This is a genomic window from Alicyclobacillus tolerans, assembly GCF_048984885.1.
Classification (GTDB): domain Bacteria; phylum Bacillota; class Bacilli; order Alicyclobacillales; family Alicyclobacillaceae; genus Alicyclobacillus_I; species Alicyclobacillus_I tolerans.
In genome coordinates, this window is record NZ_JBMGNK010000002.1 from 2,310,917 (window position 1) to 2,327,445 (window position 16,529).

The window sequence follows — 16,529 nt, forward strand, 5'->3', positions numbered from 1 at the left end:
AGCGCATCCACACCTTCCTGATTCATCAATGGTTCTATTTGTTTCTCAATTTAATTATGACACAATATATCGTGTCGATCCAGTATTTATATCATATTATAGGTCACATTTATCTATTTGTGATTGATTATTTTCGAAAAGGCGGCAATTCCTTCAAATCTTTATAGATATTTATGCGAAAATCCCGCACTGCATTTCCGGGGAATAACAATTCATTTTCTGAAAATGACTGTATCCAGGGATGATGTTGAAATGGAGCGACTGGATGCGGGGCCACACGAACTGTAAATGTACGTTCCTCCCCTGAACTCACTAGTCGTACCGTTCGGACTAAAACATTAGCCGCTTTGGCAGGAATGGGTGGACCCATCAACTCTATATCAGCAATAGGAAAATATTGATGCAACCATGTCCATTCAGACATTATTTTGTCTCCTTTGATGGAAGTTCAAAATTGAAAACTCGCAGAGTATCCATTGAATTGAATGAAAAACTACCATTGCAGGATTCTCCACAATCATGTCGAAGTGCCTAGAATTAGCTGTTACGTCTTTGGTGCAGTATAATGATGCTCAGTGAATATCAAAATGAACAACCAATCCATGGATTAATTTCTTCATTTTTTTAATGCGCGAAGGAGGTGTGCGGGCATGAAAGTGCGGAAAGCAGTCATTCCTGCTGCCGGATTTGGAACTCGCATGTTGCCAGCAACGAAAGCTGTTCCAAAAGAGATGTTGCCCATCCTGAATAAACCATGCATTCAATATATTGTTGAAGAAGCTGTTTACGCAGGTATTGAAGAAATCCTGCTGATTACTGGCAGAGCGAAAAAAGCTATTGAAGACCATTTTGATCGTTCTCCTGAATTGGAATTTCATTTAGAACAAAGCCGAAAATCCAGCATGCTGACAGAGGTCAAAAAAATTTCAGACATGGTGGACATCCATTATGTGCGTCAAAAAACTCCACTCGGGCTGGGACACGCTATTCTTTGCGCCAAATCATTCATTGGGCAAGAGCCGTTTGCTGTTCTCCTCGGAGACGATATTATTCAGGCAGAAGTGCCTGTCACTGCCCAATTGATATCTAACTATACACAGGGCGACAAGGCATTGCTTGGTGTGCAACAAGTGCCAGCGAAAGATGTATCCAAATACGGAATCGTCAAACCATCTGGAGTCGTCAACCCTTCCAGTGGTACTTTCGCCGTGCAATCTGTGATCGAGAAACCAAACTCCGATAATGCCCCATCTAATTTGGCTGTACTAGGACGATATGTCTTGCCACCCAGTATTTTTGACATCCTTGAAGAGACACCGCTTGGACTGGGAGGGGAACTTCAACTCACAGACGCCATTGAAACTCTGGCGCAAAAAAATTTGGTTGAAGCTTATCCTTTTCTGGGCACTCGCCACGATATTGGCAACCTGGAAGGATGGTTGCGCGCGAATCTATCCTTCGCTATGGCTGTTCCTTCTCTTGCCGAAAGTCTGCTTTCTGATTTAAAGGACAAAATTTCTACAAATGAGATGTTGCGCACAAAACTTGCTTCTTCTTAAACCGAGGCTCACAAACATCTCGTAGGACAACGAACGGATAGGGCGGACTTTTCATGTCTGCCCTATTTTATGTGATGTCGTCCTCTGTTTTACCTAAATATCCTCTCTCAGAATAACACTTCCTAGCATCTGCTCCAGTGAAATAGGCAGTACCTCCCATGTAACAGCTGCATCCACGAAATACAGATAAGCTTGAACATCTTCACCAACTACATTTTGGGCGATCCGTCGATAAACTTCAATCTGCGGTTGATAGTCTTTCAGCAAGTGTTGTATACCCTGTTTTTGAACGCGATCGGTCTTATAATCCACCACAAACCAACCCCGTTTATCTTTTGCCAACACATCCATCACGCCCTGAATAATGACAAACGGATCTACATCTGAAGTGCCTTGAGAGAAAAGAGATAATTTGCCGAAAAACGGTTGCTCTCGTAATACGATTTCAGCGTGACGCAACCGAGTTGCCAATTCACTGTTCAACCACTGTTGAATGGACGAAAGATCTACAGATAAACGTACGTCTTCTGTGATTTTACCCTCGACCACCAGATCATTTAAAACTTCACACAACTTCTCTTCTGACAGTTTTTCAGCAAACGGTAAATGCAACATGACTTGATGGAATGCTGTACCGCGATGGCGCCCACTTATAGTGCCATCCATAGCAAAAATGGGTTTGGCTAAAAGTTGCTCTGCTCTCCCACTCGAAAGTGTTTGTTCTTGCTGTCGGACCAACCTCCGCAGCTCCGTGGCGGAAATTTTGGCTGCAAAATCAAACGATTGGGGCGGTTCAACCACTCGAACGGTCAATGAATTCCTATCAGTGAACTGACTTTTCAAGCGGTGCAACCAATCACTCACTGACTCTGAATCCTTCAGTCGCAACGACGGGTTGGAATTTTTTCCTTCTTCTTCAATCTGATGGACAAACATGGATTCCAGAGAGGACTGTGGAATCACCTTAACTCTAAAATTCTCCCACTGCATGCTCTTAGCTTCTCCTGATTGTTCCAATTGCCTCTCGACAAGATTTCGCAAGGAAGCAGTTCGACAAAAGGCTAAAAGAAACCATTCCCCCATATTTGCTGCGTGGCGAAAAGCGGAGGAGAAACTGCTAGATTCAGATTGCAGCAACAACTCTGCTATACGATTCTCACTTTTAGGTAAATAACCAGAAATACGCAAATGCTCTTTTGCCCTTGTCATAGCAACGTATAAAATACGCGCTTCTTCAGCCATCATCTCGGCCTCTTCTCGATGCTCCATAGCCAAATGGACGGCTGTTTTCCAGCGTTGCATCGATAATATATCGCGCATCTGCGGACCAATCCCATAGTGTCGGTGCAAAAACAGCGATCGTTTTAAATCTTTACGGTTAAAACCAGAGCCTAGCCCAGCAATCCAAACAATTGGAAACTCTAGTCCTTTACTTTTGTGGATAGAGAGAATGCGTACCGCATTGTTTTCTCCTTCACCCATCTGTGTCACCGATGGAGAAGCCATGCCTTGCAGACGCTCCTCTACAGCCAAAAAATCACTAAGATGATCGGCATGCCCCTCAACAAATTTATCAGCACGTTTCAGAAAAGCCTCCACATGCTGAGCACGAAAAGTACCATCAGGCATTCCAAGGACATATTCGAGATAGTTGGTCTCGGCAACAATTTGACGAAGTACGTTAGAAAAGGGACGTTCCTTTAAAGCATGACGCCATGATTGTAATTGACTCAGAAAACGCCTGAGGTCACTTCGTGTCTGCTCGCTGATTAGACTACCGTCAGGCAATTCCTGCGCCGAAGCTGCCAGACGAACTGCTTCTGTCAGATGGCGAAATGGTAACGTCCTGATTTCCGCTAATTGTTGATCCTGTAAACGTACAAACGGCGATTTCAAGAGTACAGCGAGATCAAACTCGCGGCGAGCATTGACCAGAACTGCCATTAAAGCATGTAACCAGACAATCTCAAGTCCAGTTTTTTGACTTTCTTGTTCGTCACTTTGTGCAGCAATGCCATATTTGAATAACGCATCGACCAGCGCGCCCGTTCGTCCCTTTGGTGAACGCAGTAAAATGGCAACATCTGAAGCAAGCGCTGTTCGCAACTGCTGCTGTTCGCCGTCCCAAACTTTATAAGGCATTTGTCCAGGGATTTTGCCAATCATGGCAGCAATTTGCCAAGCCACATAATGAGCTTCCTTCTCAAAGTTCAAAAGATCTTGCCAATCTGCAGATCCCTCTTCATCATCTTGGTCTGCCTCTCGATCTTCTGGCTGATGAGTATTTTCAATCAAATGTATTTCTACACTACCTTGACCATCCGGATATTGACCTGCCGCTCGCATCTCGGCCTGTTCGTCATAAACAAAACCTACGGTATCTTCTTGAAATAAATGACGAAACAACCAGTTCACAAATTCTACAACTTCCACTCGACTGCGAAAATTTTCTTGCAAATAAACCACTGACGACGGTCGATCACGACGCATTTCAGTGAAAGCTTCCAGAAATAAACTCGGTTCTGCCATACGAAATCGATATATGCTCTGTTTAATATCTCCAACCATAAAAAGGTTGCCATCAGGCCGACGAATCGCTTGGAGAATCTGATTTTGTATAGGACTCGTGTCTTGATATTCGTCAATAAACACGGCAATAAACTGTTCCTGGAGAAGATGGCGCTCAGCGGTATCCGATTTGCTTAAAACCTGATACGCTAATTGTTCTAAATCATGGAAATCCAATACATTCAAGATCAACTTTTCTTTCCAAAGCCGTTCAGCATACAACTTTGTCAAATCGATCAACTGGTCTACGGCTGGTTTTAAAATCATCAGATCACTATGAAGTGCGATACTGCCTCGCTTCAACAATTCCAGACGATTTTTCAATAAGCTCATAGCTTCATTGCGCAACAGTTTTATCTCTTCAATATAAGGCGCACTTCCTCTGACAGCCGGTCTTCCAGTACGGTTGAGCATTTCCTCGATAGACGCAGAAACGTCCTCTATCTTCCTGTCAGCAAGCGCCTTCGACAAGGAGGGCCAAAGCAGGAGCATTTGCTCAAGAGAATCATGATAACGCTGCAAAGATTCATCCATAGACGCCAAATCGCATGCTTTGCGTAAATAAATACCAGCTTCTTCCACACCATCAGCTACCCATTGAAAAAAATCTTTAAACCAAGGTTCATCTACCAATTGTTCACCTGCAGCGAATTGTTCTTGAATTCGCGTCAACCAAGCGATAGGTTCAGGTTGACTGACCGCCAAACGATACAAATCCATTAAGACTTCAGCAAGCTTATCCGCTTGAAGACCTAGAGACTCTATGAGGAGTTGCACCGGCGGATTCTGCAACTGGTCTTCCACCACAACATTCGCCGTCTGATGCCACACATAACGTTGCTCAGCTTCGTCCATCAAACGTACATCAGGGCTAATACCAAGTAATAAAAAATTTTTCTTGACGACTTCGTTACAAAAAGCATGAAGAGTGGAGATTTGCGCATACGGTAACTGCCGCAAGGCGAGCAAGACTTTGCGGCGTTCACTTGTTGTCAATGGTCCTTGCAGACAATCCTGCAGACGTTTGCCAATTCGTGCCTTCATCTGTTCCGCTGCTGCTTCTGTAAAAGTCACGAGCAGCATTCTCTCCATACTCATCTCCGGTTCGTTCAGTAACATATAAAGCACTCGCTCCACTAGCGCCGAAGTTTTGCCCGATCCGGCTCCCGCAAAAACCAGGGTATCGCCTTCTTTAGCTGTGATGGCTTGCAGTTGACGGGTGGTAAAAGACGGCAGTAACCAGGAATTCAATCCGCTTCACTCTCTTTCCCAAGGACCTGTTGATTTTCGTCTAGGAAAAATGAAGATTTCGTCACTTGACTTAAACGTCGCACTACATTTCCGTGATGATGAGGTTCAAAATGACAAAGCGGCTGGAAATTGCAATAGCGACATGCCATTTGACCACCAGGAAGACGATAAGGCGTCACAGCCACACTCCCTTGCCGCACTTCACGAGAAAAAGCGCTGACCTTCTCAATGGCATGCTCTTTCATCCAATCCCACATATTTTCCAAAAAGATCGGTGCACGTTGATCAAATTCTTCTTTTTTAGTCATAACTTTTGTAAACAGCGGGGTAGCAGCACCTTGCATCAAACGTCGGTCAAGAGCTTCTACTACTTTTTTATCACCTTTAATCCAACCAGAACTGCGCAAAGATTGAATCACAGACTGCCGTGCTTTTGCCGTATCTTCTGGAACCCACAATAATTTACTCTCAACATGAAGTGGCTGATAATGTAAGGCTGCCAAGCTAAGCGGTTCACTCCACCAGTCCTGACTAGCTTTTTCCAAGACCAGACCATAAAGTGGCAACTGTAATTGCAAACCATGAAAAAATAAATTAAAATCCATTTTTTTCTTTCCGGTTTTAAAATCGATAACCCGAAACAGTTGACGTGCTGGATCTACTTCAACGCGATCGACCCGACCACGAATTTTCGTCAATCTACCTTGCTCATCGACAATTTGTAAAGGAGAAATGATGCTTCCAGCTTCGTTTGGCATACCAAACGAAGCTTCACTCAACACCGGTCTAAAAGAGCTGTACTTTGAAGCCTCAGACTGCAATTCAGCAACAAGTTCTAAAACCTTTCGAATATGCGGCAAGTTTGCCTGCTTCAACGGCTCACTTTCCCATACCGAATAAAGAGCGGTATGCAACACTTGTTGTAACGTCTCTTCCATAAAAAACAAGGATTGTTCACGGGTCAGTGATTGCCACAACTCCGGACTCTTTGTGAATTTTTGAGTATATACAGAAAGCACTTCATGCAACAGATTGCCCCGCTCGCGCGCATCCCGTGATAGCGAAAGGCGAGGTTCTGGAAGTCGCAAAATAAAACGAGAAAAGTGTTGATAGGGACAAGCATAATAGCTTTCAATCGCGTGAGCGTTAGTCTCCAAAACACTGCCGCAAAGTTTTTCCATAAGTTCCTCAGGTAAGTTTTTGGATGCCAGTTGAAATCGAAAGCCCTGCCATTTTTCGGTTTCTCCATCGGGAGATTGCTGAATATACCATTCCAGAAGCGACGGCAAACTGCCTATAGACTCTCCGTGCGACGCAGCACTCAATTCACGAAACAATCTTTCTTGAGCGGCATTAGGTGTCAACCAGATGGTTTGAACAACATCCGCATGTTCTTTTTCAGCTTTTGTCACGCCGATTTGTAGATGACAATAAGCTTTACAGAATGCTGGATGAAGATAATTGGATAGGCTCGTCTCACTTCCATCCTCTGTAAAACGAGACCATGTAAAAGTGGTTTTGCAACTCGCACGGGTCATCAATTGATAAGCTTCTTCCTGACTTGCCATTCTTTGTTCTTTACTTGTCCAGCCAAGCGAATGATGGAAGAGTTGATAAAAGAGCAAACGATCTTCATCTTGCAATAATTTTTGCTTATCTCGCTGTGCAGGTAGATTTTTTTGATGGCATCCAAGTACAAATACATAGGGTTTGCGCCAAGAACGTGCCCGCTCATATGTTGTGACCAATACACGGTTCAGCCCAGCAGGGATGCCAGCCAAAGGCTCTTCTTGCAAATGAGTCAAGAGAATCGTTTGCAAGCTTGAATTGGAAATTGGATGTTCCGTCGATAGAACGTGAAGATTATCCAATAAGGATATCAGCTTGTCCCATGCTTGTTCGTGCTGGCTAGCAACTTGTAATTCTTCCGTACTTTTCGGTTCCGTAATCCATTGCGCCATCACAGATCCTGCACCAGAAGTATTCAGAAAATCCCAAATGGCAAGCGCAGCTTGATGTGGCGTGAGTTCAGCCTGACGAAATACGGCAAGCGGCGTCAGCCTCTCAACCACTCTACGGCGCAACTCGTCCATTCGTGCATCTTCTTGAGCCGCAAAATCTTCTCTATTCACACTTTCTCGAAAGGATGCAAACCGCCAAGGTTCTGAACAAAACCAAATGTCCTGTCCAGAAACACGATAAGTTTCGATGTAACTCTTGAGCCTATCCAGCATCTCGTCACTCATCCCGGAAAATTCAGCAGGTCCCCAATTCAACATGGATTCATAAGAGAAATCGTATTGAAAGCATTGCAAAGATGAAATGAGATAGCGTACGAGAGGATGGGAAGAAAGTTTAGAAAAAACATCTAAGTTGTATGGGATCTGGAACAAAGAAAAAATTCTTTCAAGTTGCGCTTGATATTCATCCATTCTTGGTAAAACTACGGCAATGTCAGAAAAATTTGCGTCCTTCTCCACCGCAAGTTGTAAAATTCGACCTGCTACAGCGTACAATTCCTCTGCGACGCTGTTATAACTCATCACTTCACCCAAACGATTTTCAGCTTTATCAGAAAAAAACCGAAAACGCACCCGTTCTGCCGTAAAGGCATCCTCCATTAAAAGCAAAGAACGTAGATTTAACCATTGCCATGCTGTTTCTTCTGGCATAGAAAGCAAGGTATCCATCAGAGAGTGCAGCGGAATTTCTCCTTTGCGTACTTTGTCAAGCTCTGCTTGTACCTCTTTGGATAGGAAAAAACGTTCATCTCCTTGCAAGGTGATGACTATATCATCCGCTTTTTCCGCTAATTCCTGAAGCACTGCCAGCATGGCTGGTGTCCATTCCAGAAACCCGTCAAAATAAAATTTTCCTCCTTGTATCCACGATGCTTCCTTTATTAAGGGAATCACTTCTGAAAATTGAGTTTCCCCCAAATGATTTAGAGCCGACTGATATCCACGATAGAGAATCGTCAATTCACGCAATTTATCAAGCAACAATTGACCTCGTTGACGCATACCTCGATGACTTACAGATGCCAGTTCAGTCGCTGCCGACTCTAACCAGCCATCCATTCGATGCAATGGAGCGCCGTATGCTGTCAACTCTTCAAAAACTGCAAGTATGGCATCAAGATAGGAAATAGAAGGTTGCACACGACGGAGCAGATGAAGCGAAGGTGCTACCTGCTCATAAACCTGCCTCAGCAATAGCCGTCGTCCAGTTTGATTGAAACGTGGTGGTTTTTTGCCGGATCGCAAAAATAATGTCTCCACAAAACGCTCCCATGGCAATACCTGGACACGCGTTGCAGCTTTGACTGTGGACAATAACTGCTGCTCCGCCACAAAGGCCACTGCTGTTGGTGTAATCCAGTATACAGGCGGACCGAACGGAAATTGGTTCTGCTGTTCAGCCGCAACTCTTGCAAGTTCTTCTGTTTTGCCCGATCCGGCCGGGCCAATCCACAACTCAATTGTAGTCATAAGAATCCATTCCTTTATCTCCGACCATTTTTCGTCTTACTTATCAACCATGTGCAGCATTTTTATCTTTAGGCAGAAATCACGTTTCTCAGCCAATATTCATATGACGGTATATCCCCCAATGCGTTTGCCAAAATGCGCTGTAATAGACCAACGGTTGGGACGGAAAACTACAGAAAGGAGATGCTGGATATGGCAGAAAGATTGGCCGTTCCAAACATTTCGGCTCGAAAAATGATTACTGTCTCTGGACTTGGTATGCTGTTTGACGCCATGGACGTTGGCCTGCTCTCCTATGTTCTACTCTCATTGGAGAAAAATTGGCACTTGGCCCCAACGATGTCCGGATTACTCGGCAGTATGTCCTTAATTGGTATGGCAATAGGTTCTGCATTGGCTGGAGCAATGGCTGATCGATTTGGAAGAAAATCGCTTTTTATGATTACTTTGCTGATCTACAGTCTTGCTACAGGACTTTCTGCCTTGGCTATGGGAGTTGGCATCTTTCTTGTACTACGCTTTTTTGTTGGCCTTGGCCTCGGTGGTGAATTACCAGTGGCGACGACGTATGTCGTAGAAATGTCTCCTGAATCAGTACGCGCTCGTCGAGCGGTTTATTTGGAAACATTTTGGGCTGTCGGCTCATTGGTAGCTGCTCTCTTGTCTTTTTTTGTCTTACCCACACTCGGATGGCGCATTGTATTTGCACTTGGAGCACTTCCCGCACTTTACACACTTGTTTTACGCCGAGCGCTTCCAGAAACCTCGAAATATCAAAAATTAGAAAAACGTCTAAACATTAGACAAACATTTCGTCTTATTTGGAGCGGACATCTAGCCAAACAGTCCATGGTCACATGGATCCTCTGGGCTGTCATGAACTTTGCCTATTATGGTATGTTTCTTTGGCTGCCATCCGTCATGGCCTTACATGGTTATTCGCTGGTCCACTCGATTGGATATGTACTTATTATGACACTTGCTCAAGTTCCCGGCTATCTCACCGCTGCTTGGCTTGTCGAAAAAATCGGGAGAAAATGGACATTATTGCCTGCTATGTTGCTCGCTGCTCTATCTGCGCTCGGTTTTGGTTTTGCTCAATCAACGGCCATGTTAATTCTGTTTGGATTACTGTTATCCTTTTTTATGCTGGCCGCCTTCGCCGGTACCTATGTGTTTACTGTTGAACAGTTTCCTGTTCGCGCCCGTGCTTCCGGAATGGGTTGGGCAGCTGGTTTCGGACGACTGGGTGGGGTAGTGGCTCCCTTCTTGACAGGTTATCTGCTCGCCACCCACGTTACGTTTGAGAATATCTTTGGGTTGTTCTTCCTAGTGACGTTGTTTGGTTTTTTGATTGTACTGTTCTTTGGCCGGGAAACAAGGGGAAAAGCTCTCGACGAGTAGAAATTAAACTGATGCAGGCCGTCGCCCACTCCAACTCTACACCTTCTCCATACTATATACCAGACTCTGCGACAACGAAGAATACTTTGTAAACGCCAAAGTTCTTCACAGAGTCGCTGTTCACCCTCAAACCTAAACTTAGAAAGGATGATATCAGTATGTATGGAGCATTTGGTGGTTATACACAATGGGCAGTCGTATTTTTGATTATCTTTGTTCTCTTCTTCCTTTTGGTTCCTGGTTACACAGCTGCAGCTGCAGCAACCACTGCGCCTGGCGTTGTATATTAAGACTATCGAGTAGGAGGGGGCGCATAGCCCCCCAACCTCTCACACCACTAGATTCCCGCCAATGCAGGGCGTACTGACAAAAAACCGCAGTTCTTAAGAGTCGCGGTTTCCTTATGTGCAAATCAGCAACTCAACTTACCGCCAGAATTTCCTGTCGATAGGACAATAAGGTATTGCGCATGCCTGCTAAAGTTGTCTGTTCATTAATAAAATTACGCATTTCTGCACAGCCGGGCAGACCTTTGATATACCAAGCAGCATGCTTACGCATCTCTTTGACACCCACAACTTCACCTTTTTCAGCCACTAGCAATTCTAAATGGCGCAAGGCAACTGTTATGCGTTCATCCACCCCAGGTTTTTCAATTTTTTGACCAGTTTCTAAAAAATGTGCAATTTCTCTAAATATCCACGGATTACCAAGCGCAGCTCGACCGACCATGACTCCATCGCATCCAGTTTCCATCATCATACGATAGGCGTCTTCTGGCGAAGCAATATCTCCGTTACCAATAACCGGTACATTGACAGCCTGTTTGACACTGGCAATAATAGACCAATCTGCATAACCTGTATACATCTGTTTAGCAGTGCGACCATGCAAAGTAACCGCACACGCCCCAGCCTCAACTACAGCCAGTGCAACTTCCACAGCATTGACGTGGTCATCATCCCAACCTTTGCGAAACTTTACTGTTACAGGCTTGTTTACCCGCTCCACAACTTCCTTGACAATGGATGCGGCATATTCAGGATTACGCGCTAATGCTGCGCCCGATCCGTTTTTATAAATTTTCAAAACTGGGCAACCCATATTGATATCAATGATATCTGCATTCGTTTCGCCAACCATTTCAGCCGCCTTTACCATTGACTCCTTGTCATAACCTACCAGTTGTAGAGAGACAGGATGCTCATCTGGCAATATGGTCAACATTTTTTGGCTTTTTTGATTTCCATGAACTAACGCTTTATCACTGACCATCTCCGCACAAACCATCCCTGCTCCTAGTTCCTTGGCCAATATGCGAAAAGCCGGATTGCACACACCAGCCATGGGGGCAAGAATAACAGGATTGTCCAGTTGAACATCTCTAATTTTCAGCACGGTAACGCCTCCTTTCCAACGAAGACTACCGTGTTGTAGATTAGCAAATTCATGTTTGAAGGGCAAGCTTATGTTGCCAGTATGTCAAAGCTTGCCCTCGGCCATCAGCCTCTCCATTTCTATTTTCGGTAGGACATAGCCATTCCCGCTGTAAGAAATAAATCAATGAGCCACCACACACCTACGATAAAAAGTAAAAATCTACCTATACCAACTCCTACCGTAAGTGTACCCAAAACTGAGAGTATCAACATCGTGACTCCGCTGCCAACTCTTCCACAATAAATCCGATGAATTCCTAAATATCCAAGAAAAAACCACAACACGTACGCAATTGCCACTGAACGCTGCACATGCTGAACCTCCATTCCCGAATGTTCAAGTGCGCCTTTAGCAAAGCGTATGTGTTCTTAGCCTGTCTCGATTCCCTATGAACGACTGGGAGATGGCAATATTTTATTAGACCAAGTCAAAAGACGTCGAGTTTCTGAATACATAAGGCTCTTACGGGGAGCGCCAAGAACCACAGAAATTCGCACATGGCCGTGCTGACGAACTGCAAAAGCAAGGCAGTACATCGCTTTTGAAGTAAATCCCGTTTTACCACCAATGATTTCACCAAAGGGAGCTTGTTTTACATATATTAGACGATTTCCATTTTGCACCGATTTCCCTGCTACTGTGCAATGCGTGGTTTGCATAGCATTGATAATTCTTGGATAACGGATAGCTTCCGCTAAAATCAGAGCGATATCATGCGCTGAAGAACGATGATCATCATCATGCAATCCGTTTGGAGTTACAAAAGAGGTGTTACGGCAGCCAATCAAGCGCGCCTTGAGATTCATCATGCGAGCAAAACCTTCCTGAGAACCACCAACTGTCTCAGCAATAGCATAGGCCACATCATTCGCGCTTTTCATCAAAATAGCTCGCAACGCTTCATCAGATGTCATGGTGGTGCCTGGTTTGACACCAAGCCGCACTTTGGCTTGTCGAGCCGCTTTAGGACCAAGATAAATCGGATCGTCCGGCTGTGTATGCGTGACCAAGAGAATGGCCGTCATCAACTTGGTTGTACTTGCCGGATAATACGGATGGTCAGCCGATTTAGCATACAGAATTTGTCCGTCTGTTGCATCGTAAACAATTGCTGCACGCGCATTCACATGGGGGGGGCGCAATCGTTCTGCACGCGCTTGACGCGAGGCAGCTTGAACCAACGATGAATGAACAGCGTATTGAGAAGAAGATAAAAATCCTGATGAAAAGAGAGCAAAAATCATGAGGCTAAAGGCGGCAACAAACCGCCTTAGCCAACCAATTTTGCGATGATCTTTATAAATTCTCATACCGACACTCCCTCGCAACTGTAGACGAGAGGAGCATTTGCGAAAAACATAAAACTTATTCGGCTGTTTGCTTTTTCACCATGACTCGTCTTGCAACCTGCGGATTTAAAGAAGCGTATTGTGGAGTGGCACCTGGATGTTGACGAGTGACCAAAGTAATTCCCACGTCATAAGGACTGGCTGGCTGCTCCATAGTCACCAACGCGCCAGGAACAACGCCTGATTGATGAAAATATCGCAGCAAATTAAGATCTTCTTCAGCAAGTTCCATGATTCTTACAACAACAGCCTCTTCTCCAGGCTCCAAATCTGTAATGGGGATCCCTGCTACTTTAGATGCACCCGTACCTGGAATCAAATTTCCATGTGGACAAGTAGTCGGACGTCCAAGTAATTCAAAAAGACGTGTTTCCACCATTGGAGAGATAGAATGTTCCAAGCGCTCTGCTTCTACATGAGCATCAGCCCAATCGAGACCTAAATGATCGGTTAACCAACGTTCTAAAAGGCGATGACGGCGAACCATCGCCTCTGCCCGTCGACGACCTTCTTCCGTGAGAGAAATTGGCTTACCGTCCCCCGCTTCTACCAATCCAAGAGCGGTCAACCGTTGCATGGTCTGCGTGACAGTTGGCCTGGCTACAGACAAATAGTCAGCTACTTTGGACGGTAAAGGTTCCTCTCCTTCGCTCTCCAAAATATATACAGCCTCTAAATACGATTCTATTCCCCGTGTTCTGCTCATGAACTACCTCTCTTGCACCTTCGTCTTGGCAATCGTTTTCTCTGCGATACGCCATTCCAATTCGTCACCAGGCTGCACTGGCCCCACGCCTGCTGGTGTACCTGTAAACAGAATATCTCCCTTTGCCAGCCCAAAATACCTGGCCACGTACTCAAGCAGAGTCGGAAAATCAAAGATCATATCCTCAGCTTTTCCTTGCTGCAGAATTTGACCCTGACGCACTAATGAAAAAGAGGTATGCAACAATTCTTGCCAATCTTCCACTTGATAAAAATCTGTCAGCACAGCTGATTGTGGGAAACTTTTAGCTAACTCCCAAGGATGTCCTGCCGCTTTCAAGCGACTCTGAACATCGCGCAAAGTTAAATCAAGTCCAAGCGCAACACCACCAATAGCGGAAGGAAAATCTGCAGCCGAGTGAATATCTGAATCAATCCACAACACCCACTCCAGCTCATGATGAACACTTCCCATATCTGTAGGCAACTGCAAAAGCTCGTGGGCACTATGCAGAGCATGTGTCGATTTGGCGAAAATCATGGGTTGTTCAGGCACGTCATTGCCGAGTTCTTTTGCGTGATCGACATAATTTCTGCCTACACAGAAGATATTTTTAATCTGCCCCAGAGCATCCTCAACTTTTAACCAAGGTTGTTCCCAATGGATGACACGGTTCACGCAAATCATCTACCTTATTCAAAATTTTTTCGACCCATCATGCGTTGCGGCATATTTCTCCATACCTGGACCATGGTCGGAGCATCGGTACGTTTCCCCACCCAAAAGGGTCCAAACTCTGCGTATTTTGCACTGACTTCATCAAAACGCATCTCTTGAACAATCTTCTTAAACTCAAGCGGATCATGGGCAAATAAAGTTACACCCCACTCCCAATCGTCGAAACCCATAGAACCACTGATGATTTGCTTAATTTTATTCGCGTATTCGCGGCCAATTTGGCCATGGCTTCGCATCAAGCGGACACGTTCCTCATTGTCAAGAGTATACCAATTATCTTGTCCTTCACGTTTTTTCGACATAGGATAGAAGCAAAGGTAGGGCATGTCTGGCATGGCTGGTTTCAGCCTGCTCTGCAGATAGGGATCTGTCTCTACATCAACCCCAGGTTTGGCCAGATACCCTCCTAGCTCAACCACTGATAAGTAGGAATGAACAGGTTCAAGATAGGAGGCAATGGCGGTTTGCTGCAAATGTTCCTTTGTTTCTATCATTTCTTCAATGGTTGGGCGAAAATGCAATAGTAGTATATCTGCCTTATGCCCAGCAACACGAAACATGCCAAAACTTCCAGTCTGTGATTCATTGACACGCTCATACTCCTGGATAAGTGAATGAAACCCAGTTAATGCGTTGACTCTCTCAGCAGCAGAAGCCGCTTGCCATCTTGCAATGTCAATACTCCGAAAATCATGCAATACATACCAACCATCCAAGGTAACCGGTGCATTACTCATGTGTGAGGTCTCCTTTCTTAGTGCGCTGACTATGTTCCAGCTCACGTATCATTTCTTGAGCTACCTGAATGACTGCTTGTTGCAGGCGAAGCGCCGGGGAATCATCTTCACTATGAGTGGGTGCAGCTTCTACCATATAACTGACGCCGCATTCAAAAAGGCGTTCATGCCCCTCTCCAAAACGTCCTGCAACCACAGCACAACTTTTATTCATTTGGCTGGCTAGCTGTCCCATATAGGCAGGCACTTTGCCTTCTCTGGTAGAGGCGTCTACTTGTCCTTCTCCTGTAATCACAAAATCCGCATTCATTATTCTATCAGGAATCTCCAGTTTTTCTGCCACATAATTCGCTCCTGCAACACGAGTAGCCTTGCCGAAGGCAAATAACGGTAAAGCTGCTCCACCAGCAGCACCCATGCCAGGTTCTTGCGCTAACGGCGAGATATGTAGACTATTTTCCAACAAACTAGCAAAACGTGACAATTCCATATCTCTTTTTTGAATCGCTTCAGGCGAAGTAAGACCTTTTTGTGGGCCATAGACAGTAGCTGAACCGTTGATACCTGTCAACGGATTTTGCACATCGGCCAATACTGTGAAATTCACATGGTAGACAGCCGGATGAACTCCCTGGAGCGAAATGGTTCGTACTCGTTCAAGCTCTCGTGCGTCTTTACCAGAAAGCCGATCATCAGTATCATCTAGATACTGCGCCCCGAGCGCCGCAAGCAACCCATAACCTCCATCCGTCGATGCACTTCCTCCAAGCGCGAGCACAATCTCTGTGATTCCACGCATCAAGGCATCAAGAATGACCTGGCCCAACCCATAAGTATTGGCCTGCAGGGCACGTTCTAATTTGCTTTTTTCACTTCCCTTCAGAGGAACATAACCACAGATATTGGCAAGTTCAATGTAGGCCGTGTGATCCTGTATCAGATAATACGAGCTGTGTGGTTCTCCAAATGCATCCATTGCATGAATTCGAATGACTTGAGCATGAAGTTTTTTTTGTAAAACTTCCAGCGTTCCTTCACCGCCATCAGCCATGGGTGCAAGATCAACTTCCATTGTTTTTTGCACACGTTTCAGCGCTTTTGCCATTAGTTCAGCTGCAGTGACGGCTGATAAAGTACCTTTATAAGAGTCTGGTGCGACCAGAACGCGCATAGACTGATAGTCACCTCATTGTTTTTCCTATAGTTTACGTTCAATAGAAGGGAATTGTCCAATCATTATCCAAACCACTCAACAGAAAAAGGCGGCATAACTGCCGCCCTATCGG

13 protein-coding genes are annotated in these 16,529 nt (G+C 45.0%); 3 read left to right on the plus strand and 10 right to left on the minus strand.

The window, feature by feature from the left end; genetic code table 11:
* Nucleotides 1–127 precede the first annotated feature (127 nt).
* Nucleotides 128–424, minus strand: a complete 297-nt coding sequence (locus ACOJUR_RS11705) for a hypothetical protein (protein WP_420950064.1) — start codon at nt 422–424, stop codon at nt 128–130.
* Between the two features lie 226 nt (nt 425–650).
* On the opposite strand from ACOJUR_RS11705, the gene galU reads away from it, so the two are divergent.
* Complete coding sequence (galU, locus tag ACOJUR_RS11710; RefSeq protein ID WP_072872650.1) at nt 651–1,559, plus strand: UTP--glucose-1-phosphate uridylyltransferase GalU; 909 nt, start codon at nt 651–653, stop codon at nt 1,557–1,559.
* A 93-nt stretch (nt 1,560–1,652) separates the two neighbouring features.
* Here the strand turns inward: galU and ACOJUR_RS11715 are convergent, their stop codons facing one another.
* A complete protein-coding gene (locus ACOJUR_RS11715) occupies nt 1,653–5,378 on the minus strand; it encodes a UvrD-helicase domain-containing protein (RefSeq protein WP_420950065.1) in 3,726 nt (1,241 codons plus the stop codon).
* Entirely contained in the window at nt 5,375–8,869 is a 3,495-nt protein-coding gene (locus tag ACOJUR_RS11720; RefSeq protein WP_420950066.1) for a PD-(D/E)XK nuclease family protein, read from the minus strand. Before ACOJUR_RS11720 ends, ACOJUR_RS11715 begins: the two co-directional genes overlap by 4 nt.
* A gap of 192 nt (nt 8,870–9,061) precedes the next feature.
* Between ACOJUR_RS11720 and ACOJUR_RS11725 the strand changes: the two genes are divergently transcribed.
* Complete coding sequence (locus ACOJUR_RS11725) at nt 9,062–10,273, plus strand: MFS transporter (protein ID WP_238413667.1); 1,212 nt, start codon at nt 9,062–9,064, stop codon at nt 10,271–10,273.
* A 158-nt stretch (nt 10,274–10,431) separates the two neighbouring features.
* Complete coding sequence (locus tag ACOJUR_RS11730) at nt 10,432–10,563, plus strand: hypothetical protein (protein WP_255567416.1); 132 nt, start codon at nt 10,432–10,434, stop codon at nt 10,561–10,563.
* Nucleotides 10,564–10,693: 130 nt separating this feature from the next.
* Here the strand turns inward: ACOJUR_RS11730 and dusB are convergent, their stop codons facing one another.
* The 7 genes from dusB to ACOJUR_RS11765 all read right to left on the minus strand — a co-directional run bounded on the left by dusB (nt 10,694) and on the right by ACOJUR_RS11765 (nt 16,414).
* A complete protein-coding gene (gene dusB / locus ACOJUR_RS11735) occupies nt 10,694–11,671 on the minus strand; it encodes a tRNA dihydrouridine synthase DusB (RefSeq protein ID WP_072872653.1) in 978 nt (325 codons plus the stop codon).
* A gap of 119 nt (nt 11,672–11,790) precedes the next feature.
* On the minus strand, nt 11,791–12,024 hold the full coding sequence (locus tag ACOJUR_RS11740) for a TM2 domain-containing protein (RefSeq protein WP_072872654.1): 234 nt from the start codon (nt 12,022–12,024) through the stop codon (nt 11,791–11,793).
* A gap of 75 nt (nt 12,025–12,099) precedes the next feature.
* Nucleotides 12,100–13,023 carry a D-alanyl-D-alanine carboxypeptidase family protein gene (locus ACOJUR_RS11745; RefSeq protein WP_242650213.1) on the minus strand — a complete coding sequence of 308 codons (924 nt, stop codon included), beginning with the start codon at nt 13,021–13,023 and terminating at the stop codon, nt 12,100–12,102.
* Nucleotides 13,024–13,078: 55 nt separating this feature from the next.
* A complete protein-coding gene (locus ACOJUR_RS11750) occupies nt 13,079–13,768 on the minus strand; it encodes a metal-dependent transcriptional regulator (RefSeq protein ID WP_072872655.1) in 690 nt (229 codons plus the stop codon).
* Nucleotides 13,769–13,771: 3 nt separating this feature from the next.
* Nucleotides 13,772–14,446: a fumarylacetoacetate hydrolase family protein gene (locus ACOJUR_RS11755; protein ID WP_242650214.1), complete on the minus strand. Its 675-nt coding sequence runs from the start codon at nt 14,444–14,446 to the stop codon at nt 13,772–13,774.
* 14 nt (nt 14,447–14,460) lie between these two features.
* Entirely contained in the window at nt 14,461–15,243 is a 783-nt protein-coding gene (hemQ, locus tag ACOJUR_RS11760) for a hydrogen peroxide-dependent heme synthase (RefSeq protein WP_072872656.1), read from the minus strand.
* A complete protein-coding gene (locus ACOJUR_RS11765) occupies nt 15,236–16,414 on the minus strand; it encodes a glycerate kinase (RefSeq protein ID WP_072872657.1) in 1,179 nt (392 codons plus the stop codon). Before ACOJUR_RS11765 ends, hemQ begins: the two co-directional genes overlap by 8 nt.
* Between the last annotated feature and the right edge of the window lie 115 nt (nt 16,415–16,529).